The sequence below is a fragment of the Psychrobacter sp. 1U2 genome (assembly GCF_051847575.1).
Genome location: NZ_JBPYDC010000032.1, coordinates 1 through 25,416 on the forward strand (window position 1 = coordinate 1; position 25,416 = coordinate 25,416).

A 25,416-nucleotide genomic window follows, 5' to 3' on the forward strand; every position below is an offset into this window, starting at 1 on the left:
CGGATGAGTCGTTTGCTGCTAATATCTATTTAGCAGCGACGATTATCCATTTACGGTAATTGTCAACACACCCTAGTCGATAAAGTTAGAAATATTTTATTTTAGTAGCTTATTTAGTAGTCCATATAGCATAGATTACCGTCCATTGCGTAGGCTATAGCGCTTTACTTATTCACCTTTGTCATTGTTAATCCGCCCCACGTGACCAAGGCTACCCCAAGTGCGATTAAAGATCCGCCTAACACTAACCCTTCTGGTACCGCCTCCCCTTGCAAAAATACCGCGACCGGCACGCCCACCACTGCACCAACCGCTCCGAGTAAGCTTAGTAACACCGGACCTCCTGTTTTTTGTAAGACAAACAATAATAAAAACTGACCGGCGAATATACAAGCTTGTAAGACGATCAAACTAATAGGGAACACCGTAGCCGCCGGAATAGCGAGCGTAAAACCTGGTAGTAAACCAACTAAACCTAGCATAATGGCGGCAGCTATCAGCATTCCTGGCGCTAGAGCGATGGGTGAGGCATTGTCTGGCCACCGCAGGCTACGATAGATATTACCAATAGCTAGCAGAACAGGCCCGCAGAGTGCCAACGCTATCCAGAATATACTGGCCTCTGGCGCTGAGAATTTACGCGCGGCAAGCACGCCCGCCCCAGCAAGTGCTGCCGCCACTCCAAGTGCGCGCCAGCTATTAAAACGCTCTATACTTATCACAAGCGCTGCTAGATAAGTAAGTAGTGGCGGCAAAGAAATAATCAGCGCTACAAAGCCGGCACCGACATGAGGAATCGCTGAGAAGAAAATTAAGTTCGAACCCGCCACGCTGACCAGTGCCGCGACTATATAGTACTCAAAGCTGCGAGCGCTTGGCGCTAAAACCTCATCACGCATATAAGCCACTATCGACAGAATAATAGCGGCGCCGCTGATCGACCAAAATAAAAACGCCAACGGCGTCAAGCCAATCTCAACCGCAAACTTAGCCAAGTTAGTAGCGATACCTAACAAAGCGCCACCTACTAACAGACAAAGAAGCGGTATCCACCACAATTGTCGATGGTCAGACGCCGACTTCTCCTTAATGTCACTCATAAATTATCCAAATGTCTCGAGCGTTTGAATGCTAGCATAGCAAGATAATAGCTCTACACGCAGCACCCTAGAGAAAATATAAAAAAGGCCAAGATGATAACAATCTTGGCCTTAAATGTATGCTGACAACGCTAATAACGACTAACGCCTCACTATTCTCAGAACGGCTTCATATCAATCAGCCACTCTTTATTGCTTAGCGGCTTCAATCTGCACCTTCAAAACCACCTTTTCGGTAATACCCAATAGCGTATATTTATCAATATCCCATTTGCGGCGATCGAGAGTGGTAGTGAAGTCACCACCGCAGACTTGTTTTTTGGCGATAAAGCTAAAGTAGCAATTGAATTTGGTAGCGGTTAAGGTAATGGGATGGGTCTGACCATGCATAGTCAAATTGCCATCGACTTTGGTCACGGGTAACTCTGAGTTATCGTTAGCGAAATACCACTGAGTAGAAGTAAACGTGGCTAAGGGGTACTTTTTAGCCTCAAAAAAGTCTGCGCTTTTAAGGACGTTATCGAAAGCGACATTGCCGGTATTGATACTATTGATAGGAATGACCATCGTCACCGCGCCAATCTTAGCGCTCGGATCGTACTCAACTTGCCCCGTTAGATTATAAAAGCCACCTGAGTTGGTCGAAGTATTAAAATGGTCAATCTCAAAACGGACGTTTGAGTTATCCGGTACGATAAGATAACTATTGGCATGGCTACTAACCGTCGATAGTAACGCGATGGATAGTAAAAACAGCAGAGCGAGCGGCTGACGATAAGCCGCTATAGTAGGGTTAAGCGCTAAAGTCAGCATGGCACATTCCTTTGTGAGAGTAATTAGTATAGTAATACAATTTGAGCGGTTAGACATTAGACACTTACTATTCACTTCTCTAACTGGCGATTTGTAGCTTCATACTAATCAATCAGTAAGCTGCTTATCACGGCCATGCGGAACAAGCCACTTGCTAAACCAGTTAGAGACATCATCCATCAAGGTATAGACTACTGGGATCACGACCAGACTCAGCAAGGTGGAAGTCACTAAGCCGCCTAACACCGCTGCTGCCATAGGACGACGGAAAGTCGGATCGGCATCGCCCCAGCCAAACACTAGCGGCAACATGCCAGCGCCCATCGCGATAGTAGTCATAATAATCGGCCGCGCGCGCTTACGACACGAGTCTATCATCGCATCGAAGCGTGCCAGTCCCCGATTTTGCGCAATGATCGCATAATCTACGAGCAAGATGGAGTTCTTCGTCGCGATACCCATCAACATAATGAAGCCAATCATCGACGGCATTGACAAGCTACTGTTGGTAATCACTAAGCCCACAAAAGCGCCACCTATCGATAACGGCAGCGCCATCAGGATAGTAAACGGCTGTAATAACTTACCAAACAGTAAGATTAATACTCCAAAAATACAGATAATGCCGACTGTCATGGCAATAACAAAGCCGCTAAATAGCTCTGCCATGTTCTCCGCTTGCCCTTGATCGATGATAGTAATGGAGGTAGGTATATTTTGCATAGCCGGTGTATTTTTCACTGCTTGCACCAGCTCACCAAGCTCGCCATTAGCGGGCTGTACGGTAATGCTAATAGCACGCTCCCGATCTAAGCGCTTAATCTGCGCCGGACCGGTACCAAAGTCGAGGCTTGCCACTTCACCTACTCTGACGCCTTCACCGGTAGGCCCACTAGAATTGCTACTAGGCACATAGAGGCCTTCTAGCTGGTTGACGCTCTCTTTGGCAACGTCAGGCAAGCGCACGACAATGGGAATCTGCCGCGTATCGAGATTGAGCTTAGACAGCTGCTGCTCATAATCACCGACTGTGGCGATACGTAGAGTGGTGGCGATGTCTTGAGTGGTCACGCCCAAATCTGCCATCGCTAAACGGTCAGGGGTGACCGTCAGCTCTTGACGCGGTAAGCTGCGATCGCTAGTGACATCGCCTGCCATTGGTAATTTGCGAATATCTGCCATAATTTGCTGAGCGGTTTGCTCAAGCACTTGCGGGTTGGTACTGGTCAAAGAGAAATTATAACCGGTCTCACCGCCGCTAGATAAGCCCACGGTGAAGCGCGCACTTGGCACCTCGGCGAGCAATTGACTAATCTGACGCTCAATCTCTTGCTTAGAGGCGCGCTCAGCTCTCGGCGCCAATACGATATCCAAACTGCCGATATTATCTGACTTGCCGCCAGTAGAGTTGGGGTCCATCGCCGCCTGCGCTTCACCTACAGAGGTAAAGATATTGGTGACCCCAGGTAGTGCTAAGATGCGCTCGCTTGCCATCGCTGCTACGCGCTCAGTATCCTCTAGCGCCACATCAGGCGTCAGCTCGATGGCGACTCGGGTTTGATCGATATCATTATCCGGAATAAAAGCGGTTGGTAGCAATTTGACGAGCATCAGCGAGGCGACAAACAGTACCAAAGTCGCGCCCATTGTCAGCCAGCGATGATGTAACGTCCAAGACACCACCTTGAGATACCAATCCATAGTCTTGCTTTGTTTTTCTACCTGCTGTTTTTCTGGCCGTAATACATAAGCGGCCATCATTGGTGTTATCAATCGTGCCACCATTAAGGAGGCAAAAATAGCTAATGCCGCTGTCCAACCGAACTGGCGGAAGAACTGACCGACAACGCCGCCCATAAAGGCGGTCGGCAAAAACACCGCTATCAAGGTAAAAGTCGTCGCGACAACGGCCAGGCCAATCTCATCAGCGGCCTCCATCGCCGCCTCATAAGGCGTCTTGCCCATACGCAAATGGCGAATAATATTCTCCACCTCAACGATAGCATCATCGACCAATACCCCAATAACCAAAGATAAAGCCAACAAAGAGATGATATTAAGACTAAAATCGAACAGATACATCGCTAAAAAGGTCGGAATGACTGATAAAGGCAGAGCCACCGCAGCAACGATAGTGGCTCGGACGTTTTTTAGGAATAAAAATACTACTAGGACGGCTAAGATACCGCCTTCGATCAGCATCTTTATCGAAGCCTTATAATCCTCTGCGACTGGCGTGGCTCTATCGTAGACTTTTTCGACACTGATATTGCTCATCTCCGCATTGAGGGTGGCAAGCTCGGCATCAACGCGCTCCATCACCTCCACCTCACTGGCGCCGCGAGAGCGGGTAATATCAAAGGCTACTACTGTTTGCCCATCGAGCTTGGCAATCGAGGTAGGGTCGGCCGCGCCATCGGTGATCTGTGACAGACGTCCAAGCGCCTGCGTCGTGCCAGTAGTCGGTACGGTGATTTGCAAATCATTCAAAGCATCTGCACGATCCACCGCACCCAATACGCGAATGGTCTGCGTGGTGTTACCGACTTCGGCCTCACCGCCTGAGCTGTCTTGCTGAATACCGGCCAGCTGCTGCGAGAGCTGGACGATGGAGAACTGTAAGCCACTTAGGGCAATAGGGTCAGCAGCGACAGTAATCTCGCGCTCAAGTCCGCCGATACGGCCAACTTCACTGACACCAGGAATGTCAGAGAGACGCTTAGTAATGGTGTCATCAACGAACCAAGACAAGTCCTCCACGCTCATATTATCAGCCGCGACTGAGTAGGTAATCACTGGGAAGCCAGCGGTCGAGACTTTGGTGATAATCGGGTCGTTCGCCGCCGCCGGAAGATCGCCTCTGACTTCACCAACTGCCGAGCGCACATCGTCGACCGCTTCTTGAATGTCTTTTTCGAGTACAAACTCAGAAGCGATTGTTGCCGCGCCCGTTTGTAAGGTAGTACGAATATGCTTGATACCCTCGATACTGGTAATTCTATTTTCAATCTTTTTGGCAATGTCGTTTTCTAACTGCGAAGGTGCCGCACCGGGCAAGGTGACTGTCACTACGACGGCTGGCAAATCAATGTCCGGAAACTGTTGGACTTTCATTTGCATAAAACCATAAATACCGCCTAAGGTCAGCAGTACAAATAGCAAAATAGCGACTAGCGGATTTCTAATCGAATAAGCGGAGACATTTAGATTCATAAAGGTGCCTGCGCCGCGTCAGTCGTTGCTTGATTTTGCTGACTGGCATTATCATCCACCACCCGCACTAGGTCGCCATCATTGAGGAAACTGCCGCCTTGCTTGACCAGCTGACTATCGGCAGGCAATGGCTCTGTTACCGCAACTTTATCACCGAGACGCTCGCCTAAAGTCACGCGCTGCTGCTGAATACGGCCAAGGGTTTTGCCCTCTTGGGTCTTTATATCTGTGACTAGCATGACATAATCATAACCGTCGTTGCTCACGATGGCTGCGTTCGGGATAGTTTGCGCGCTAGCGCTACCTAATAAGAACTCGCCCGTTTGATACATACCTGAGCGCGCCGCCGGATCTTTATTGAGACTGGCATAGATGGTAATTTGGCGGTTGTTATCAGCGGTTGGCGCAATACGGCTCACCTTGCCCATTACCGATTGGTTATTCGGCAGGCTGACTCTAACCGGCGTGCCCACCGTGACCTCACCGATAAGCTTGGGATCGATATCCGCTTGCCACTCTAAAACTCCATTTTTGATAATCGTGAATAGCGGCTCGCCTGACGATACCATACCGACTTCCGCCATTTTTTGACTGATAATACCGCTGACGGGCGCGATCACTTGCGAGTTATTTAGGTTCAGTTTTTGATTACTCAGGCGCGCCTTCGACGCTTGTAGCGCCGCTCTTGCTTGTAGCTCTGAGGTGCGATAACGATCCGCTTCTTGACGACTGATCGCGTCGATATCGATCAAAGGCAATACCCTAGCGGCATCAGCACTGGCATTAGCGAGCGTTGCCTCTGCTTCAGCGACCTCTGCTTCGGCTTGCAGGATTTGCTGCTCGGCGGCATCGGTATCGAATACGGCTAGCACTTGACCGGCTTTGACCTGTTGACCCTCTTCTACTAGCACTTGCTCTATCGCCACTCCATTAACCTTAGCGCTGACATTAGCGGTATCTTTAGGGCTAATGGTGCCCTCGCTACTCAAATTATTGCCGATGCTATCTTGGCTTGGCATCACAGTTTCTACGGAAAGCACCGCTTGCTCTACGCTGTCTATGTCAGGGGTACTGCTAGCTGCTTCAGAGCTAGTCGCTACTTGCTCATCACTTGCTGACTCATTAGTGCCCCAATACCTTCCTAACAGCACGCCGACCACCAGCATAATCGCCAAGACCGGTAGCAGCCAAGGTGGCATTTTATGGTTAGTGCTAGGGGCTTCAGGTTGACGATAAGGTGGTAAGTCAGCGTTGCCAGTTGCCTTTTGATCATTAACAACTGGCTTGCCATTAGGGTCTTGAAGGTCACTCATAAGCGGTCTCTATAAATAAGTGCAATAGCGAAAATCTAGCGTCTAAAAATCTAGCGACTATCCGTCTGATAACTGCTATAAACAGTCTAAAAAATAGGCATAAGTTTTGAACATTGTAGCTTATCCCATCAGCGCGTCAATGCGTATGGGTATCTTGCGCGTCTATATTCTGGTACTAGGATAAGAGAGCAAGTCACTGAATCTCATTGAGAATTTGCTCTTGCTGATAGTATTTTTAATTTAGCTGAAGTTTAAAGATGACGCTCATCGAACTTGTCTGCCAAAGCCAGCCCTTGACTGAGGACTTTTGCGCTACACCAACTGATGATATCGCCTGGCAGACGAATGGCTTTGCGGTTCACGATCCAAAAGTCGGTCAAATCGCTACTTTGTTCGCTTAATAACTGAGCTATCAGCTTGCCATTGAGATGCGTAAGTGACACACCATGACCGATACAGCCGCAGCTATAGATGATTTTATTAGAGTTCAGGTAGCCGATTTCCGGCGTCATATCTAGATTGACCGACGTCGGCCCGCCCCACCTGTAGGCTATTTTTATGTCCTGTAACTGCGGATATAGCCATTTGAGATGCTCCTCACAATGCTGCCAAGCGCTATTATTGCTATCTTTATCCATATTACTGCCGTAGGCGACGTCGATACGGCCACCGCCCATAGTGATACGCCCATCTACCGTTGGGCGAAAATAATGTACTAAGTGCCTATTATCTTCAAAGGCTTGTCTGCGTTGCCAGCCGACTGCCTGCCACTGGGCAGAGGTCAACGGTTCAGTGATAATTTGATACGTCCAGATAGGAAGTTGTTGGTTTTTGAGTTTGACACCAGATAGGGTATGAGAATAACCGTTGGTCGCGATGACGAGCTTGTCACTAGTGACTCTGCCTTTCGGGGTAGCTATTGTGATCGTTCGCGCTTCTTGGATATCTATTGCAGGCGTGGTCTCATAGATTTGTACGCCAAGCTCTTGGCAGATTCTCTTGAGCTCTCGGACTTGTTTAGCTGGGTTTAATAGACCGGTCTCACTCTCATAAATCCCCGCGAGGAACTTATCGGTATTAAATTCGTCGGCAAGTTTCTCTTTAGCGCGCCAAGATATATCGCTATCGATGCCTAATTTTTGGAACAGCTCGTAGCTGCTGCCGAGCCTTTGAAGCTGCCTATCACTATAGGCCACACGCAGCATGCCTGGATGCTGATAGTCTGAGTCAAAGTCATGCTCCTCTACTAGCTGCTGCACATGCTTGACCGCTTGCATCATATACTGATGCGCCTCGATCGTTTTTTGCTCCCCCCAGCGCATGACCGTGACCTCAGGCTCAAGGCCAAACAGCTTCATACTAAAGCCGCCATTACGCCCACTGGCCCCGTAGCCAATCACCTTGGATTCCAGCACCGCCACTGTGGCATTCGGGTTTATTTTCTTAAACTCATAGGCACAGCTTAGACCAGTAAAGCCGCCTCCGAGGATACAAACATCCGCTTTGATATTAGCGGTCAGCGGTGGATTAGCCTCATAGTGTCCATAACTATTTAGCCAAAACGACTTCTGTGCAAACCTTTTCTGCTCATTCGCTATCATAACCCTACTTCCTTGTAGCACTGTAACTTCTCAAAGATAAAAGATTGTCGTCTTTCTAGAGCATAACTTTTGGTATGTTAATAATAGTGTGCTACTAAGATGCGAGCGTTCATTATTTAAGCTGCGTGGTCAAAGAATCTATTATGCATTTGTGTAGCGACTGGCCTCAGGCATCCAGCGATGAATGAGTTGGCTGACATCGGCTTTACGCGCAGAATCGCTGATTAGATGCTTAGCCAAACGCTGGGCAATAGCAAACAGCTCTTCATCACGAATCAGATCCGCAAGATAGTAGCCGATATTACCGGTTTGCCGTTTACCGAGTAGCTCCCCTGGCCCCCTTAGCTCTAAGTCTTTTTGTGCAATCACGAAGCCATCAGTACTATCGCGCAGTACCTTTAGCCGCTCAGTGCCGGTCTCTGATAGTGGCGTCTGATACAGCAGCACGCAGTAGCTTTTGGTGGACCCGCGTCCTACGCGCCCGCGCAGCTGATGCAATTGTGATAAGCCTAGACGCTCGGCATTCTCAATCACCATTAAGGAGGCATTCGGCACATCAACGCCGACTTCGATGACTGTCGTCGCAATCAATAAATCAAGCTTTCCTGCTTTAAACTGCTGCATAATGGCTTGTTTATCAACGCCTTTCATCTTGCCATGCACAAGCCCGATGCGAATATCTAAGCGCTCATTGAGATCTTCATAAGTCGCTTCAGCCGCCTGCGCATCGAGCACGCTAGACTCTTCCACTAAGGAGCAAACCCAATAAGCTTGTCTGCCCTGAGCACAGTTAGCCGCGATACGTTCGATCACCTCATCTCGGCGATTGCGATCGATAGTAACGGTAGTAATCGGCGTGCGTCCGGGCGGTAGCTCATCGATAATAGAGGTATCCATGTCGCCGTAAACACTCATTGCCAGCGTCCGCGGAATCGGGGTTGCGGTCATGATCAACTGATGCGGGGTGCTGCCCGCGACACCTTTATTGGTCAAGGCCATCCGCTGCTCAACCCCAAAACGATGCTGCTCATCGATAATCACTAAACCTAACTTGGCAAACTCAACCGTATCTTGAAACAGTGCATGAGTACCAACGACGATTTGTACGCTATTCTCGCTTACCGCTTCCAAGGATTCTCTGCGCTGCTTTGCCGTTTGCTTACCGGCCAGCCAGCCCACCTCTATGCCTAAAGGCTCAAACCACTGTTTAAAGTTCAGCAAATGCTGCTCAGCTAAAATCTCCGTCGGAGCCATTACTGCTACCTGCCAGCCGCTATCAAGCGCGTAGCCCGCTGCGCCCGCCGCTACCAAGGTCTTGCCCGCGCCGACATCGCCCTGCACGAGTCTGAGCATAGGAATAGAAGTCGCCATATCAGCGGTGATATCTTTCATCACCCTTTGCTGCGCGCCAGTTAACTCAAACGGCAAGGCAGCAAACAGCTGGTCAGTAAGCGCACTGTGAGTCATGCATTTTGGCGCTTTATACTGATGCAATTGTTGACGACGATATAAGAGACTGAGCTGATGCGCGGTCAGCTCTTCGATAATCAAACGCTGACAGGCAGCATGCGTACGAGCAGTCAGCTGAGTGAGTAGCTTATATTGCTGGTCAGCATCAGTATAAGTCGGCGGTGTATGCAGTAGCACCAAAGCTTCAAATATCGATAGATTATAGACATTATGATGCTGATTATTGTCAGTAGTGACAGAGGCGAGCTGGTAAGCTTCTGAATGATTATAAAGCGCAGGGGCAGCTTTATTAACACTACTATTATCCGGCACGCTGCGAGCGAGAGCCGAGAAGATATCCTCAACATCTGGTTCAATAGCTTTAGCAGGTTCAAACGGCGCTAAAGGCAAATCGGCGACGACGGCGAAATCAGCGCTAGTAAACAGCGTCATCGGCAGACCTTGGCTCCGCACCGTTTGTAGTGCAAGCTTAATCAAAGTACGCAGCTTGTTTTGGTGTAAGCCCTTTACCGTCGGATAGATAGGCTGCAGGCCGATATCGGTGATGGGCGCGCCATCGGTGATGATCTGATATTCAGGATGATGAATCTGCTTACCATAACGGCTAACCTTAACTTCACCGAACAGCTGCAACCGCGTCCCTAAGCTCATCGTTTGCGCCAGTCCTCGATAGACTTTGAAGAAGCGCAGACCCACAGTTCCGGTGCCATCATCGATGATGATGGTCATGCCGCCGCGTTTATTATCGATATGCACTACCCGGCCGGTGATAAGCGCCGCTTGTCCGTGTGCGACGTCACTGATAGCCACTTGGCGACTCCGGTCTTCGTAGTCTCTTGGCAGATGCAATAACAGATCAAAGATACGCACGATACCTAGCAGCGCCAATTGCTCAGCAACTTTTGGGCCAACGCCTGCTAATGCGGAAACGGGCATATCTAGCGCTGAGGCCGGCTCGCTATTGACCGGATGCGGTATTGATTGAGTCGCAGGGAGGGGCATCAAAAATCCTAACTTAATTTTTTAACTCAGTATCTTTAGAGTCATAGGCTTGGTTCTACTATTATAACTGACAAGCATCCTTATTATGCTAAGCTATTTAGTACTGCTACTTTTGAGATTGCTATGCTCAACATCATAAAAATTTACCGCTTTCAGTGCTCACTGACTTTATTGATAAAAATAAGCTTACTCACTACTATAAGCTTACTGGCTAGCGCCTGCAATAGCCTTACGTCAGCCGCCCATTCACAGCCACCCACACCCACCGCCCCTAGCGTGGCACTGGTATTAGGTGGCGGCGGTGCTAAAGGCTTTGCTCATGTTGGCGTTATTAAAGCGCTGGAGGAAAATGGCATCAAACCTACCTTCGTAGTCGGTACTAGCGTGGGTAGTATTATCGGTAGTGTTTACGCCAGTGGTTATACCCCAGCTAGGCTCGAGCGCTTAGCTCTAACCACCGCCGATAGCGAATTGACAGATTTTACTTTATCGAATCAGGGAATTATCGCGGGTATCAAGCTCAGAGATTTTATTAATACCCAAGTGATGCAGCAGCCAATAGAAGACTTGCCCATTACATTTGCAGCGGTTGCAGCTGAAAAGCATACTCTAAAAAAAGCAGTATTTACTACCGGGGATACTGGACTTGCGGTACAGGCCTCTAGTAGCGTGCCGAATATCTTTATTGCGCCGCGTATCCCTGCAAAGGTCGGCAAAAAATATATCGATGGCGGCGTCGTCAGCTTAGTGCCTGTCGATAGCGCCCGCGATTTGGGGGCGGATATTGTTATCGCGGTCGATGTTACTGCTCCTAACACTAAACATAAAAGCGCGGATAGCTTCAACACTGCTTTAACGACTATCACTTCGTTGAGCGGCTTTTGGGGCCTGTTAGAGAGCAGCTTTCTCGTCAACGCTAATGCGAGCTCTAATAGCTCAGCTATCAGCCGTAGCAGCAAGATGCGTCTTGAGCGAGATCGTGCTGATATCGTTATTATTCCAGATGTTGGTCACTTAAGCTCATTAGATAGTAGTCAACGCCGGGCGCTCATCGCGGCAGGTGAGCGAGCTGCCAATGAGCAAATACCCGCTATCAAACAATTAATCAACGCTAAGACATCTAGCAAATATACAAAGCTACAGTAAAGTCTTTGGCTGCGCTAAATGATTAATCTTAACGCTAAACTTACTGTAAGTTTAGGCATTGAACTGAGCTAGTGGCTGGGCTACTGCTTGATTAAAAAAATCAATAAAAAAAGCACCACCAATATCGATGGCAGTGCTTTTTTGTGCTATTAACTTTTTTATTCTATTACTATTTTACTTTGGCTCGGTACTGCACCATCACTGTATCATTGAGCCCAACCCCTTCGATGTCCCAGCGCACCGCTTTGTAATACCCTAATGGAATCTCTTGGCTTTGACCATTGACATTACCTCTTAGCGGCATACGAGCAAAAGAGTTACCATCGACGCTGCCATAAGGGAAGTCTGGCATGACGCCGCCTAACAGCTCAACTTGCTCAGGAATACTCATCGTGACGGTCATTTTGCGCACTCGATCAGCATTAGTATTGGTAAAGTAGCCTTGATACTCCAAGATATTACCAGATTGCAGGCGAGTCTCCGCGGTGACTGGGACTAGGACCTCATTACCATTTGCATCGACACTGATGAGGGAGGCGGTAATTTTAGTATTTACCGCCTGTGCATTGGAGTTGACACTAGAGGAGTTATTAGAGTTAAAAGCCGCTGTTTGTAGCGCAGCAGCGCTATTATCAAGCGCTGGCTCTGGAGTGGGAAGCATAGCTGAGGCTTGTGTAACGACCATTGCGCCAACGAGCGTGCCAGCGACAACATGAAATAAACGGTGACCGCCCCAAGCAGCAAATGGGTTGGCAAAATGGTTGCTTTTTTTCATAATGATTATCTTTCCTAGTTGATATAGCAAAAACAGTAGATGGGCAAATAATAACGCTTAGCATAGCAAAAAGCGATTCTAGCTACATCAGCCCCGTGTTTAGGTTATGTATATCAATAACCATTCATAAAGAGCCGAGAGTAGTTGAATAAAAAGATAGCTCATAACGGGGTTTTTTGCTATGGTAAATCTTTAATCTTCCTATTTATCCTACTATTACTGTTCCTATTATGACTACTAGCGCCATGCCCCAGATTAACCCTGACTATGTTCATTGGTTTCGTAACTCTGCCCCTTACATCAACACGCATCGCGGCAAGACGTTCGTGATCATGTTCGGCGGTGAAGCGGTGAAGCACCCAAATTTTAGTACGCTAATTCATGACTTTGCTTTATTGCATAGTTTAGGTATCAAGCTGGTCTTGGTGCATGGAGCCAGGCCGCAGATTGAAGACAACCTAAAAGAAGTCAATATCACCTCGCCGCTGCATAAAGATATCCGTCTGACGCCGCGAGAAGCGATGCCAAGTATTCTGCAAGCAGTAGGCGCTATACGCCTGCAGATTGAAGCGCAGCTATCGATGGGACTTGCTAACTCGCCGATGTATGGCTCCCGCATTGACGCGGTTTCTGGTAACTTTGTCACCGCGCGCCCTTATGGTATCCGCGATGGTGTTGATTATCAGATGACCGGAGAAGTACGCTCGATAGATGTCGATGCGATCAAGAACAACTTACTACATAATCACATCGTCATTTTGGGCTCTATGGGCTACTCTGCTACTGGTGAAGTCTTTAATCTATTAGCAGAAGACGTGGCGCTTAGTGCCGCTGTCGCTCTTAATGCCGATAAGCTAATCTTCTTAGGCGAAGAAGCAGATATCCAAGATAATGGTCGCCCGCTGCATGAGATGATTCCGAACGAAGTGGATCGCTTTTTGCGTGAGCGCGATATCAATCATGAAATCAATTACTTCTTGCACTGCGCTAGTAGCGCTTGCCGCCAAGGCGTGCATCGCACCCATATCATCTCTTATGCCAAAGACGGCGCGCTGCTAGAGGAGCTCTTCACACGCGACGGTTCAGGCACGCTAATTAGTCACGACCCTTATGAAGAGATTCGCCGAGCGAACATCGATGATGTGGTTGGCTTGATCGAGCTATTAACGCCACTTGAAGAACAAGGCATCTTAGTGGCCCGCTCGCGCGAACGTATCGAACAAGAGATCGATAATTACAGTGTCATTGAGCGTGATGGGATGATTTTAGGCTGTGCTGCTCTCAACCCAATAGATGAGAGCTCAGCAGAAATCGCCTGTGTTGCTATCCACCCTGATTATCGCAGCGGTAGTCGCGGTGCTGATTTACTGGCATTTTTAGAGCAACAAGCGCGTAGCCATGGGGTGCATAAGCTATTTGTCTTAACAACTCGTACCGCGCATTGGTTCGTTGAGCAGGGCTTCGCTGAGGTCGACAGCAGTGATCTTCCTGAGCCGCGCCGTGATCAGTACCATAATGGCCGCAACTCTAAAGTCTTCCAAAAGACGTTGTAAACCATACTTTAGCGCAATAAAAAAGCTCTCATTATTATGAGAGCTTTTTCTGTTAACATTAGCGTCTGTTAAAGATCCATAGACCTCATTATTTAACAGATAGTAGCTCAACCGTAAAGATCAAAGTGCTGTTAGGCTCTATACCTTGATTGCCCGCTTCACCATAAGCAAGATCGCTTGGGATATAAAACTCGTATTTGCCGCCTTCTTTCATTAGCTGTAGGCCTTCGGTCCAGCCAGCGATCACTTGGTTCAACGGAAACTCAATAGGCTCGCCGCGCTCATAAGAGCTATCAAATACCGTACCATCGATCAATTTACCTTCGTAATTGACTTCGACGACGTCAGTCGCTTTTGGCGATTTGCCGGTACCTGCGGTCAGTACTTTGTACTGCAAACCTGAATCAGTCGTTTTCACGCCTTCTTTTTTCGCATTTTCCGCTAGAAAGGCTTCGCCCTTCGCGGTGTTCTCAGCGGCTTTTTCTTGCATATCATTGACGAACTTCTCTTCTTGCTCTTTTTGGTAATCCATTAACACTTGTTGCATCTGCTCTTCTGTTAAAGCAGAGTCATTACCTTGGTAGCCGTCACGGAAACCTAGCTCAAAGGTATCTAAGTTAAGATCGGCAACCGCTTCTTTATTACCTTCTGCCATCATATAGCCCAAGCTATAACCCACTTTTTCAGTTTGCGAGCTTTGTTCGGTCACAGCCACGCTCGCGGCTGACGTTTCTTGATTGCCATTATTGGTACTACAGCCAGTTACCAGCAGCATGGCACTAGCTAGCGTACCAATCGTAAAGGTAGTGATTTTTTTCATAGAGTACTCTCAAATTATAGGGTTGCAATAATAAGTTATTGGTTCGTCATCATAACAAATCTTGGTTTTAGTAACTACGCCTGCCACCGGGTTTAAGATAATATTTAATCATCAGATGTACGTTTTTTGTTAACGATTCTAGCTGTGATAACAACTTATCACACAACTATAGCGTTAAGTAAAGCATTATATCTTTAAACTAAACATCATATCCGCTAAGCTTAACCAGATTAAAGAATATGTAACTAAAAGTCATATTTTTATATAAATCACTGATTACCGAAAATGGCTTAGATTTTTTAAACCGATCTTTATTTATTGCTATTAACGACCTTTTATCAGGTTGTCAGTTAGCGTATAAATTATTAGTTACATTAGCAATTTCAGGTTAACGCTTAATAACAGAACTTTTATTGTGCAATGGACTGCCATTCTCATAATCACCTGCTCTATTTTGCAGTTTTATAATTAAATAATTTTATTAAAATACTATTTATAAATAATGATGTTATCTTTTAATGAGTGCGCCCTATTTATCTCATTATCGAGACATGATTATTAAAGGAGGATAAGATGAATCCAATGTTTACATCTTTTAATGGTTATCTTGGTGGGCCGATTGGCTCTATCATTGGGGCTATTTTGATTTTTATTATTGGTTGGCTAGTCGCTTTAGGTATTGCCGCCTTAGTACGCAATGTACTGGCCAAAGTAAACTTAAATCAACGTATGGACTCTTCTACGGGTAAATCTTACGACTTGGAAGGCATTATATCAAAGATTGTTTTTTGGTTTATCTTTATCATCGCTATTTCAGCCGCTCTAAATACGCTTAACTTAAATTCTATCTCAGCACCCTTTGCCAACATGGTGGGTCAAGTGCTGTCCTTTATTCCTAATCTTATCGCTGCTATTGCTATTGGTATCATCGGTTGGGTCGTGGCTACTGTGGCTCGCACGGCGCTTAATACTGCGCTATCAAAGACTACGATGGATGAGCGCTTGAGTGCGCAAGCAGGCGTCAAACCTATGAGCAGCACTATTGCTGATATGGTTTATTGGTTCATCTTACTTATTGTCCTAACCATAGTACTAGGCCAGTTAGAACTTGATGGCTTATTTGCTCCATTGACTAATATGGTCGATAAGATCTTTAGCTTCATCCCGAATATTTTAATTGCGGGTGTAGTCTTTGTTGTCGGTTATATCATTGCCAAAGTAGTACGCGGCATCGTGACTAACCTTGTGTCTACTTTTAACGTTCAAGAGCTGGCTTCTAAAGCTGGTCTTAGCGAAGAAAACAGCTTACCTAATATTGCCGGTTCTTTAGCCTTTTTAGTAGTGATCATCCCAACGATTATCGCTGCCTTAAACGCGCTAAAAATCGAAGTTATCGCTCGTCCTGCGACTAACATGCTCAATAAAATCATGGAAGCTCTGCCTAATATCTTTATGGCAGCAGCCATCTTGATTGTGACTTATTATGTTGTACGTATGGTTGCAAACATCATCAAAGGCTTGCTTGAGAACACTGAAATCAACCGCTTACCTGCTAAAGTTGGTCTGCAAGAGACAATGGGTGATAAGAGAATCTCTGATGTAGTCGGCTATGCCATCGTATTCTTTGCGATGCTGTTTGCTGCAGTCGCAGCCGCTGATCTACTAGGTTTCGAGCCTATCTCAGCGATCATTACGATGTTTATCGCTTTCGGTGCCAATATCATCTTAGGCGCGATCATTCTATTCATCGGCTTTTGGCTTGCCAATATCATCGCTGGTGTGGTTGAGCGCTCAGAACAAGGTTCACAGTTCTTAGCCAATATCGTGCGTGTATTGATCATGGGCTTAGTACTAGCCATGGGTCTAAAAGCAATGGGTATTGCTGACTCTATTGTTAACCTAGCATTTGGTCTAACTTTAGGTGCCGTAGCCGTAGCATTTGCATTGTCTTTCGGTCTTGGTGGTCAAGAAGCAGCAGCTCGTTTCTTACGCAAGATGCAAGACAAAATGGACAAAGAGCGTGATGAAGCGAAAGCCAAATCAGCTATAGAGCCAAGCAAGTCTACGCAAGAAAAGGTAAAAGAATCAGTTCGCGATAACACGCCTACTGCTACAAACACGCCAGCTACGCCAAGCACTGCAACGACTGACTTGCGTACGGACACTGTAGATACTAGTAATCTTGATACTGACACTGTAAATATCGTTCCTGCTAGAGAGGATATGGACTCTGGGCTGAACACTGGTAATGATAATGAAATCTTACCTGGTAGCGGTCTTGCCGATGATACCAATAAATAAGCTTTACTAGCAGTGTATTTATTAACAAAAAAAAGACAGCTTAGGCTGTCTTTTTTTATGTGTATGGATAGTGGTAGTTGTGGAGGTGCTCAGATCTATGATTTGTTTTTTGTAGCGGGAATATTGAGACTAAGGGTTATAGTTGGCAGTGGTTTTGCATTTTTATTTAAGCCCACTTTATTTCCTACCGCGTCGCGTTTTTGATTATGCTGCTGCTGACTATTTAGGCGTTGTAACTGTCTAGTCAGTTGGCGCTCTTTTTCACTCATCGCGGTTACTGGCTGAATAAATAGGTCAATATCAATAAACGTATCCGCTGCCTCTACTATAAACTCTACACCTAACACGATAACATGATGCAGCTCGGCGATAGGTAGGCGCGTCGACACGTCTTTGGCTATTGTAGCCAGGTTTGGCGCTATCGCTTTGCGGCTTTGTTTGCCGTTTTGCTGTTGACCATAAAATATGAGCACATAATGCTGACCTAAACTCTCATAAGAGTGCTGATGTACCACATAACCGGTTTGCTGCTGCTCATTACTGCGACCCGGATGCTGGTAAAGAGTACGAATGAGCTCATGACGCGAAAATAATGATTCTGCTAATAACTGACGTTGCCAAAGCGGTAACTGTGCGGTTGTTAGCGACTCTGAGAGCATCTGCGCACTGAGCTGATGCCACAAGACAGACGCTTGCTTCATTTGCTCATAAAACCGCTTTGTGATCTTCTCTTTGTTTCTTTGGGCCAGACTCATAGCGACTAACGTACTATTTGGCTCATCTTGGATACCGTACTTTATCAAGGCATTATCGATAGTGAGCGCCTGCGCATAGATAGCTGGACTATCCATGAACTGATTAAGCAAGTACGGCTCAAACTCGAAGCTAGGAGGAGTACTTAGTTGAGTACTGCTCAATGACTGTTGTAGTAGTGTTTGATGATAGCGCAAGAGTCGCCATAGATCATTTGGCGTCTGCAAGGCGGCTAATGCCATCTGCCAAACTTGTTGATCAAAGATTTGTAGTCCTATGCCGGAGTCTTTGGCATCGGCGGACTGGTAGTCTATCGCATACTGATTATCAGCGCTTATCATCTTAGCTGTCAAGTTTTGGCCAGTGTCTTTTGTTTTGACTGAATGATCATTATTTATTATAGGTTGTGTTTCTAATACCAGCACATAAGCACTATCAATCTGGTTATTTTTGTCTTGTTTTAGCAGACGGGTTTTCCATTTTAAGGCAAACCTTATAGCCGCTGAGCGTGTAACGCCTATCTGTGTTTGATTATCATTTTTCGTATTATCTACTAAAGGAGCTAACACTATTCTCAGTACTCTAAGTTGGCCTAGCGGTAGCTGATAGAGCTGTTGTCTTGTAGACTTTTTATCATGGGCGCTTTGCTCATCTGCTGGCACTTTTTGGACTTGCAAGTAGCTATCTAGCCATAGTGTCAGCTGATTATGCGGCTCAGGTGTGGGATTCAGAGGTGTCAAAGCGAAGGCCTTTTGTTTTTTTCTGGTTCTAATGCTATTGGCAGTCGAGTAGTGGATCTATCGATGTTACTTTTAACTGGCTATAGTAAAGTCATAGCCTAGCAGATTGAGCAATTTGGTATCATTTTTATAACTACGGCTTGTTATCAGAATGCCATAAGGCTATGGTAGATTTATCACTATCCGTACTAGATATCACTACCAGAGAATACCTATCTAAAATTTATATCATAACAGGGATTAGATATTATGAAACGTTTCAAAGAAAAAACCGTTATTGTCACTGGAGCGGGCTCAGGTATGGGACGCGCCACTGCTCTGCGTTTTGCTAATGAAGGCGCGACTGTCGTTTTGGTAGGACGTACCTCCGAGACTTTGGAGGAGACCGCAAAAGAGTTTCCACAAGACAAAACTTGGATTCATACTGACAACTATATGACGATCACCTGTGATATCAGTGTACAAAGCCAAGTGCAAGAAATGATAAAACGAGTGATAGATAGGTTTGAGAAGCTCGATATCGTCGTCAATAACGCAGGTAAAGGTATGCAAGGCAAAATAACAGACTTATCTGGCGAGGACTGGCGCTCAGCCATTGATGTTAATTTGAATGGTACTTTTTATGTCTGTCAGGCTGCGATGCCGCATCTGATCAAGACAAAAGGCAATATCGTTAACGTCTCATCGCTCTCAGGTATCGGCGGTGACTGGAACATGGCTGCTTACAACGCTGCTAAAGCGGGCGTTACTAACATGACGCGTACGTTAGCAATGGATCATGGTCCGGACGGTGTGCGCGTTAATGCGGTCAACCCTACCGCGACTAAGACTAGTATGACCAAAGACATGCGAGAAGATCAAGAGAAGGTCGATAAGTTTTTAACGCGCTGCCCTTTAGGACGCTTTGTCACTCCTGAAGATATCGCTGCGGCTATTACCTTCTTAGCTAGTGAAGATGCGGAGATGATTACGGGGGTTAACTTGCCTGTCGATGGCGGCGTTAGCGCCTCAAACGGTCAACCTAATTTCTAATCCTGTCTGCACCCTTTGAAGTCTTTATTAACATCTTGTAGCGGCTGCGAGAGTCGCTCAGGATGATAAGGCATTACCCCGCCGTACTGCGCATAGATCTTTGGCAAATCCTCTTCGATATCACCTGTTGGATAGACAGGATCTAAAAAGCGCACTTCTTTAGTATTATAATCTAATGCCACTGGCAAAATAGGTACATCAGCGCCCACTGCCAAGTAATAAAATCCAGTTTTCCAGTTTTCAGTATATTTACGCGTCCCTTCAGGCGCTAAACCCAAAAACAAGGTCTTATTATTTTTAAATTTTTCGATACTCGCTTGCAATACTGAGCCCTTGGCTTCGCGGTTAATAGGTATGATGCCAAGCCAGCGTATTAATTGCGCCAACACCGGTATTTTAAACAGCGTATGTTTGCCCATAATGCTGATTTTGAGATCCAGTGCAAATAAGCAAGGCAGCGCATATAACCCATCGATATTGGATGTATGAGGAACGGCTAAGACCACTGCCTGTGAGATATTAGGGATAGTGCCTACTGTTTTCCAGCCAGCAGACTTCATTAGTAAGCGGCTTATCGTAGGAGCAAGCTTACCGCCGCGCTTAGGAATTAAGTCGCCTAAATCTTTTTTATTGAGCTCAGGCAATACTTTGGAGCGTCTGTTTGGAGTAGGTTTAGCAGTGGTGCTAGTTTTTGATTTTAAGGACATAATAGTACGACAGAATAAGAAGTACCCCATCATAGCACTAACCTGAGCGGACTAGCTTATTATTTATACTCTGCTTTATTTATACCGTTTGCACAGATTTTTTTAGCAAGAAAAAAGGAATAACTCTTAACAAGTTATTCCTTAATAAAGTACATTTAGAAGCGTTAGCCTATAGCGCAATATCCGCTAAGTTACCTTTATTCTCAAGCCAAGACTTACGGTCAGAAGCGCGTTTTTTGGCTAATAGCATATCCATAACGCTATTGGTCAGCATCATATCATCCATATCGAGCTGCACCAGACGGCGGGTATCGCGGTTCATCGTCGTTTCGCGTAGCTGCTCTGCACTCATCTCGCCCAGACCCTTGAAGCGAGTAATCTGCGCTTTTTTATTACCAGGAACTTTTGATAATATATGCTCCAGCTCGCCCTCATCTAGCGCATAATGCACCTCTTTGCCGATATCGACCCGATACAAAGGCGGCATCGCGACAAATAAATGACCGGCATCAACTAAGGCAGGGAAGTGTTTGACGAATAAAGCACAAATGAGGGTAGCAATATGCAGACCATCAGAGTCGGCATCGGCTAAGATACAGATCTTATCATAGCGCAGCTCAGAGAGATCATCAGAGGCCGGATCGACACCGATAGCAATGGCAATATCATGGATTTCTTGACTTGATAAAACCGTATCGGAAGACACTTCCCACGTATTCAATATTTTGCCGCGTAATGGCAATATCGCTTGATAATGACGATCACGTGCTTGCTTGGCGCTACCACCAGCCGAATCCCCTTCTACTAAAAACAGCTCGGCGCCATCACGTAAATCACCACGACAGTCGGCAAGCTTACCAGGCAAAGCTGGGCCTTGAGTAATCTTCTTACGCGCCACTTTTTTGGCGGACTTGAGGCGGCGACCGGCTTTATTAATCGCCAGCTCTGCAATTTGCGCCCCTATATCGGCATGCTGATTGAGCCAGAGACTAAACGCATCTTTAGCTAACGCTTGCACCGCACCTGCCGCCTCGCGGCTGGATAGACGCTCTTTAGTCTGTCCTGAGAACTGCGGCTCAGAGAAGCGTAAGGATAAGATATAATTTATCCCATCCCAAACATCTTCGCCCGTCAGCTTGACGTTCCGTGGTAATAGGTTATGAATATCACAGAACTCACGCAGCGCCTCTAAGATACCTGTACGTAGTCCATTGACGTGCGTGCCGCCTTGCGCAGTGGGAATCAAGTTTACATAGCTTTCTTGAACCGGATTACCGCCTTCAGGCAACCAAGATAGTGCAAAGGTAATCCCTGCACGCTCGCCTTCCGCGGCATCATGATTATAATAAAAAGGCACACCTGGCAGCGTCTCAAGACCATCGAGCTGCTCAGCGAGATACTCAACAACGCCATCGGTAAACTGCCAGACGACTTTTTCATCGTTGATACTATCGGTAAATTCGATAGTCAAACCCGCTGCCAGTACTGCTTTAGCTTTTAGATTATGCTTAAGCTGTTTAACATTGAATTTGGGCGTATCAAAAAAACTCCCATCGACCCAAAAACGCACTTTAGTACCACGTTTGCGTTTATTAGAGCTGACTGATTCGCTCAAAGGCGTTACAGGCGCGCCGTGCTCTAGTGCCATATCAAACTGAGTACCATCGCGCCAAACAGTGACTTCGACACGCGTCGATAGCGCATTGACGACTGAGATACCAACGCCGTGCAGACCGCCTGATACTTGATAGTTAGAAGTCGAGAATTTACCACCGGCATGCAGACGCGTTAAGATCAGCTCGATACCTGTCTGGCCAAACTCAGGATGGATATCGGTCGGCATCCCGCGCCCGTCATCTTCTACAGATAGCGAGCCATCTTCATGCAGCTGCACTTTGATCGTTTTGGCATAACCAGCAAGCGCTTCATCGACCGAGTTATCAATAACTTCTTGCGCCAAATGATTGGGGCGCGTGGTATCAGTGTACATACCCGGACGACGACGGACTGGCTCCAGCCCTTCTAGAACTTCTAACGATTGCGCATTATATTGACTCACAAATGCTTTCCTTAATATCTACGAACTATAAATTCTATTGAACCATTATAACCAAAAATAACGTGCTAAAGGCCGATAGTTATGCCTTTGCGTCAGATAATGTCGTTTAGTTCTATTAGTTGCATTTGAGAACTTAACGCTAATTTTTCAACACTTTTAGTATTTTCATCAGCCAAGCTACTCCACTAACTCGATAACTGCTGTACTAATCCCATAACTTCTGGCAAATGCTCAGCGAAGTCACTGAAACGATGGTCGCCACCTTTTTGTAGAATAACCCTAGACCCTTGCTCGCTATAAAACTTGGCTGAAAAGCTGGCATTGAGTAACTCATCACCCTCTTTGATTAACGCTACCACTTTGCTCGGGTTAGCGATAGATAATAAGTGATGTTCAGCAAACCACAGTAAATCGGTCTTGGTGATAGCCCAGCCACCAGTCGTGGTATAAAGTATCGTGTTACTGTCATCGTCACTGCTCGATGTTAAATTATTTTGACTGACATCGTTTTTAAAGCGCTGCAAGGTGATATGAGGCTGAGTGCTTGGATTCAATAATAATGCACCGCAGCCAGTATGATTACTCACTAACGTTGAAAAATACCCACCTAACGAACTACCAATCAATACGGCTTTGGCTTCTTGCCTCAATTCAGTGACTAATCCCGTTAAATAGCTAAAAACTTCCTCAGGCGCTTGATTTAAATCAGGACGATGAACTTTAATATTTGGATAATTTTCTTGGCAATAACTTTCTAATAATAGCCCTTTATTAGAATTGGCATCGCTATCTAAGCCATGGACGTACACAATATTCATATGCAATCTCATCTTTGACATTCGGTATACTGTAAAAATAACGAGTAACGAGCATAACACCAGTATTATATGGTTAATAGTGCTAAAAACGCTGATATATAGTCAATTTATATGAGCGCAAATATTTTATCGAAATATCTATTTTAACCGAACACAATAAGACAAGGAGACGTCATGAGCCAACAGATTGAACTGTTTGACATCGATAATCCTTGTATTGGCGTTTGCACCAGTAATAAAAAAGGCTATTGCTTCGGCTGTTTACGCAGTCGCAGGGAACGTCAACTGTGGCTAAGTATGAGTGCTGAGCAGCGTAGAGAAGTATTAAGGTTGATCGTAGGGCGTAAGCAGCGCATTGAGCAAATGCGACAGCGTAAAGGGGAGCAGTTAGGATTTGATTTTGAGGATACAGTTGAGGTTGGGGATTTGTTCTAGCATATTATAAATATATTAATGTAAGTCCATTAACACATCACTCCTATTTATCTTCAATAACTAACAGCAAACTTTTGTAAAATAATCAAGAATCTAAATTCTAGTTTATTAATACAAGAGAACCATGATGCTAAAAAAGCTATTCAAACCCAAATACGTAAAATACGACCCAAAATATATCACCTTGAGTGAAAAAGATAATAAAGTCATTGATACCATCACCGAAGATATCCGTCTTTATGTCAAGAAAAGCAAAGACTTAAACGATATCAATCATCATACTCGTGCCGTCCATGCCAAGAGCTACTGCGGATTAAAAGCTAAGTTTGAAGTATTAGACAATCTTCCTAAAGAATACGCTCAAGGACTATATGCCAAAGCAGGTGTTCATGATGCCGTCATTCGCTTCTCTAATGCAGCCGCTGCCGTCAGCCCAGATAGAAGACTTGGGTTAGGACAAGGACTAGCTATCAAAATATTTGACGTTCCCGGTAAGAAACTAGCACCGGGCGAGGAAGATAGCACCACTTTTGATTATGCCTTGGTCAATGGCCCTATCTTTTTTACTAACAGCATAGAAGACTACGCTTATCTCTCAAAATTAAACTTTGGTATAAATGGTTATCTAGGCGATGGGCTACTAGGTAAAGGTAAATTTGTCTTTCATTGGTTGACCAAATACGGCAAAGAGTTCCCTGATGTCGAAGGTTTACGTTCACTCAATGCCTTTAGAAAGCTCGCCACTATCCCTCCCAAGAATGCTTGGTTATATGACTACTTCTCACAAGGCGCATTTCGTCATGGCGGCTACATGGCCAAAGTTAGAGTTACTCCTACAAAAGCCTCGATGAAAAAGATTAAGCGTGACAAGATTCATCTATTCACCGAAGATGAAGCGATTCGTCCTGCTATCATTGAAGAGATCAGAGAACACGATTATCAGTTTGAAGTACAAGTTCAACTTTGCCGAAACACCAAAAAACAGCCTATTGAACAGCTGACCAAAGAATGGAAAGAATCTGATGCGCCGTTTGTTACCGTAGCGACTTTGACCATACCATGCCAAGACGTTCCAGACGATGGCAACCTTTCAGCGATAGAAGATGTCAGCTTTACCACTTTTCGCTGTCTAGAAGAGAATCGTCCTATAGGTACACTACAACATTCTCGACTGCGTGCTTACCAAGCTTCTTCTAAGGCTCGGCACGAGCATAATGAAGCTAAGCGTAAAGAGCCTACTAGCTTAAAAGAGGTTTTTAGCAAGCCTACTGCAGAGTAGTGGGTTAACCCGTTGTCACAGTCTGACTAAAACCATAAACCCATCACTTTGTTTAGTGATGGGTTTTTAGTGTAAAAATAAAAGAATAGCAAACAAAGAAAAGCCCCAACATACTTTAGTATGTTGGGGCTTTTCAGGAATAGAGAGCTGACGATGACCTACTCTCACATGGCCGGAGCCACACTACCATTGGCGCAACGATGTTTCACTTCTGAGTTCGGGAAGGGATCAGGTGGTGCCATCGTGCTATTGTCGTCAGCAAAGGGGGTTAGATATGAGTCTGTGTTTGTTTTACTTAATGACTTAAGTATCACTTATCCTAACTGAATCAAGGATAAAGGTGATATCGATATAATGCTTGATACAAACCACTTGGGTGTTGTATGGTCAAGCCAAACGAGCAATTAGTACAGGTTAGCTACACACATCGCTGTGCTTCCACACCCTGCCTATCAACGTCCTAGTCTTGAACGGCTCTTTAGGGAA

General features: G+C 45.9%; 18 protein-coding genes and 2 rRNA genes. 6 read left to right on the forward strand and 14 right to left on the reverse strand.

Annotated features, from left to right (window positions below; all coding sequences use genetic code 11):
- Window positions 1-164 precede the first annotated feature (164 nt).
- From ACS8FD_RS11900 to recG, 6 genes are all read right to left on the reverse strand, one after another.
- The gene (locus ACS8FD_RS11900) at window positions 165-1,100 is read right to left on the reverse strand and encodes a DMT family transporter (protein ID WP_439276055.1); all 936 of its coding nucleotides are present in this window, start codon (window positions 1,098-1,100) and stop codon (window positions 165-167) included.
- 189 nt (window positions 1,101-1,289) lie between these two features.
- Window positions 1,290-1,913 carry a YceI family protein gene (locus ACS8FD_RS11905; protein ID WP_439276056.1) on the reverse strand — a complete coding sequence of 208 codons (624 nt, stop codon included), beginning with the start codon at window positions 1,911-1,913 and terminating at the stop codon, window positions 1,290-1,292.
- Window positions 1,914-2,021: 108 nt separating this feature from the next.
- Complete coding sequence (locus ACS8FD_RS11910; RefSeq protein ID WP_439276057.1) at window positions 2,022-5,126, reverse strand: efflux RND transporter permease subunit; 3,105 nt, start codon at window positions 5,124-5,126, stop codon at window positions 2,022-2,024.
- A complete protein-coding gene (locus ACS8FD_RS11915; RefSeq protein ID WP_439276058.1) occupies window positions 5,123-6,439 on the reverse strand; it encodes an efflux RND transporter periplasmic adaptor subunit in 1,317 nt (438 codons plus the stop codon). Before ACS8FD_RS11915 ends, ACS8FD_RS11910 begins: the two co-directional genes overlap by 4 nt.
- A gap of 251 nt (window positions 6,440-6,690) precedes the next feature.
- On the reverse strand, window positions 6,691-8,040 hold the full coding sequence (locus ACS8FD_RS11920) for an NAD(P)/FAD-dependent oxidoreductase (RefSeq protein ID WP_439276059.1): 1,350 nt from the start codon (window positions 8,038-8,040) through the stop codon (window positions 6,691-6,693).
- Between the two features lie 141 nt (window positions 8,041-8,181).
- Entirely contained in the window at window positions 8,182-10,512 is a 2,331-nt protein-coding gene (gene recG / locus ACS8FD_RS11925; RefSeq protein WP_439276060.1) for an ATP-dependent DNA helicase RecG, read from the reverse strand.
- A 276-nt stretch (window positions 10,513-10,788) separates the two neighbouring features.
- Here recG and ACS8FD_RS11930 point away from each other — a divergent pair, with 276 nt between their 5' ends.
- Window positions 10,789-11,658 (forward strand): patatin-like phospholipase family protein, encoded by an 870-nt coding sequence (locus ACS8FD_RS11930; protein WP_439276061.1) that lies wholly within the window; start codon window positions 10,789-10,791, stop codon window positions 11,656-11,658.
- Between the two features lie 169 nt (window positions 11,659-11,827).
- On the opposite strand, the gene ACS8FD_RS11935 is transcribed toward ACS8FD_RS11930, so the two are convergent.
- On the reverse strand, window positions 11,828-12,433 hold the full coding sequence (locus ACS8FD_RS11935; protein ID WP_439276062.1) for a hypothetical protein: 606 nt from the start codon (window positions 12,431-12,433) through the stop codon (window positions 11,828-11,830).
- Between the two features lie 230 nt (window positions 12,434-12,663).
- On the opposite strand from ACS8FD_RS11935, the gene argA reads away from it, so the two are divergent.
- Window positions 12,664-13,986 carry an amino-acid N-acetyltransferase gene (argA, locus tag ACS8FD_RS11940; RefSeq protein WP_439276063.1) on the forward strand — a complete coding sequence of 441 codons (1,323 nt, stop codon included), beginning with the start codon at window positions 12,664-12,666 and terminating at the stop codon, window positions 13,984-13,986.
- 88 nt (window positions 13,987-14,074) lie between these two features.
- On the opposite strand, the gene ACS8FD_RS11945 is transcribed toward argA, so the two are convergent.
- On the reverse strand, window positions 14,075-14,806 hold the full coding sequence (locus ACS8FD_RS11945; RefSeq protein WP_439276064.1) for an FKBP-type peptidyl-prolyl cis-trans isomerase: 732 nt from the start codon (window positions 14,804-14,806) through the stop codon (window positions 14,075-14,077).
- Window positions 14,807-15,379: 573 nt separating this feature from the next.
- Here ACS8FD_RS11945 and ACS8FD_RS11950 point away from each other — a divergent pair.
- Window positions 15,380-17,107 carry a mechanosensitive ion channel gene (locus ACS8FD_RS11950; RefSeq protein ID WP_439276065.1) on the forward strand — a complete coding sequence of 576 codons (1,728 nt, stop codon included), beginning with the start codon at window positions 15,380-15,382 and terminating at the stop codon, window positions 17,105-17,107.
- Between the two features lie 95 nt (window positions 17,108-17,202).
- Here the strand turns inward: ACS8FD_RS11950 and ACS8FD_RS11955 are convergent, their stop codons facing one another.
- On the reverse strand, window positions 17,203-18,600 hold the full coding sequence (locus tag ACS8FD_RS11955; RefSeq protein ID WP_439276066.1) for a hypothetical protein: 1,398 nt from the start codon (window positions 18,598-18,600) through the stop codon (window positions 17,203-17,205).
- A gap of 249 nt (window positions 18,601-18,849) precedes the next feature.
- Between ACS8FD_RS11955 and budC the strand changes: the two genes are divergently transcribed.
- On the forward strand, window positions 18,850-19,632 hold the full coding sequence (budC, locus tag ACS8FD_RS11960) for a meso-2,3-butanediol dehydrogenase (protein WP_439276067.1): 783 nt from the start codon (window positions 18,850-18,852) through the stop codon (window positions 19,630-19,632).
- Here the strand turns inward: budC and ACS8FD_RS11965 are convergent.
- The 3 genes from ACS8FD_RS11965 to ACS8FD_RS11975 all read right to left on the reverse strand — a co-directional run bounded on the left by ACS8FD_RS11965 (window position 19,629) and on the right by ACS8FD_RS11975 (window position 23,216).
- A complete protein-coding gene (locus ACS8FD_RS11965; protein WP_439276068.1) occupies window positions 19,629-20,339 on the reverse strand; it encodes a lysophospholipid acyltransferase family protein in 711 nt (236 codons plus the stop codon). The two genes, budC and ACS8FD_RS11965, sit on opposite strands and share 4 nt — an antisense overlap.
- A gap of 169 nt (window positions 20,340-20,508) precedes the next feature.
- Window positions 20,509-22,398 (reverse strand): DNA topoisomerase IV subunit B, encoded by a 1,890-nt coding sequence (parE, locus tag ACS8FD_RS11970; RefSeq protein ID WP_439276069.1) that lies wholly within the window; start codon window positions 22,396-22,398, stop codon window positions 20,509-20,511.
- A gap of 185 nt (window positions 22,399-22,583) precedes the next feature.
- On the reverse strand, window positions 22,584-23,216 hold the full coding sequence (locus ACS8FD_RS11975; RefSeq protein ID WP_439276070.1) for a YqiA/YcfP family alpha/beta fold hydrolase: 633 nt from the start codon (window positions 23,214-23,216) through the stop codon (window positions 22,584-22,586).
- Window positions 23,217-23,390: 174 nt separating this feature from the next.
- Here ACS8FD_RS11975 and ACS8FD_RS11980 point away from each other — a divergent pair, with 174 nt between their 5' ends.
- Together ACS8FD_RS11980 and ACS8FD_RS11985 are read left to right on the forward strand one after the other, a co-directional pair.
- Window positions 23,391-23,651, forward strand: coding sequence for a DUF1289 domain-containing protein (locus tag ACS8FD_RS11980; RefSeq protein ID WP_439276071.1), 261 nt, complete (start codon window positions 23,391-23,393; stop codon window positions 23,649-23,651).
- Between the two features lie 124 nt (window positions 23,652-23,775).
- A complete protein-coding gene (locus tag ACS8FD_RS11985; RefSeq protein WP_439276072.1) occupies window positions 23,776-24,930 on the forward strand; it encodes a catalase family protein in 1,155 nt (384 codons plus the stop codon).
- 145 nt (window positions 24,931-25,075) lie between these two features.
- On the opposite strand, the gene rrf is transcribed toward ACS8FD_RS11985, so the two are convergent.
- Window positions 25,076-25,190, reverse strand: a 5S ribosomal RNA gene (gene rrf, locus ACS8FD_RS11990).
- A gap of 123 nt (window positions 25,191-25,313) precedes the next feature.
- Window positions 25,314-25,416 (reverse strand): 23S ribosomal RNA (locus ACS8FD_RS11995); the annotation flags it as partial.

Bases quoted from the DNA above. Each gene is read 5' to 3' on its own strand.
- ACS8FD_RS11945 (WP_439276064.1), bottom strand. From the start codon at position 14,806: ATGAAAAAAATCACTACCTTTACGATTGGTACGCTAGCTAGTGCCATG.
- ACS8FD_RS11910 (WP_439276057.1), bottom strand. From the start codon at position 5,126: ATGAATCTAAATGTCTCCGCTTATTCGATTAGAAATCCGCTAGTCGCT.
- ACS8FD_RS11985 (WP_439276072.1), top strand. From the start codon at position 23,776: ATGATGCTAAAAAAGCTATTCAAACCCAAATACGTAAAATACGACCCA.
- ACS8FD_RS11975 (WP_439276070.1), bottom strand. From the start codon at position 23,216: ATGAATATTGTGTACGTCCATGGCTTAGATAGCGATGCCAATTCTAAT.
- ACS8FD_RS11900 (WP_439276055.1), bottom strand. From the start codon at position 1,100: ATGAGTGACATTAAGGAGAAGTCGGCGTCTGACCATCGACAATTGTGG.
- ACS8FD_RS11950 (WP_439276065.1), top strand. From the start codon at position 15,380: ATGAATCCAATGTTTACATCTTTTAATGGTTATCTTGGTGGGCCGATT.
- budC (WP_439276067.1), top strand. From the start codon at position 18,850: ATGAAACGTTTCAAAGAAAAAACCGTTATTGTCACTGGAGCGGGCTCA.
- argA (WP_439276063.1), top strand. From the start codon at position 12,664: ATGACTACTAGCGCCATGCCCCAGATTAACCCTGACTATGTTCATTGG.
- ACS8FD_RS11965 (WP_439276068.1), bottom strand. From the start codon at position 20,339: ATGTCCTTAAAATCAAAAACTAGCACCACTGCTAAACCTACTCCAAAC.
- ACS8FD_RS11905 (WP_439276056.1), bottom strand. From the start codon at position 1,913: ATGCTGACTTTAGCGCTTAACCCTACTATAGCGGCTTATCGTCAGCCG.
- ACS8FD_RS11920 (WP_439276059.1), bottom strand. From the start codon at position 8,040: ATGATAGCGAATGAGCAGAAAAGGTTTGCACAGAAGTCGTTTTGGCTA.
- ACS8FD_RS11980 (WP_439276071.1), top strand. From the start codon at position 23,391: ATGAGCCAACAGATTGAACTGTTTGACATCGATAATCCTTGTATTGGC.
- ACS8FD_RS11915 (WP_439276058.1), bottom strand. From the start codon at position 6,439: ATGAGTGACCTTCAAGACCCTAATGGCAAGCCAGTTGTTAATGATCAA.
- recG (WP_439276060.1), bottom strand. From the start codon at position 10,512: ATGCCCCTCCCTGCGACTCAATCAATACCGCATCCGGTCAATAGCGAG.
- ACS8FD_RS11935 (WP_439276062.1), bottom strand. From the start codon at position 12,433: ATGAAAAAAAGCAACCATTTTGCCAACCCATTTGCTGCTTGGGGCGGT.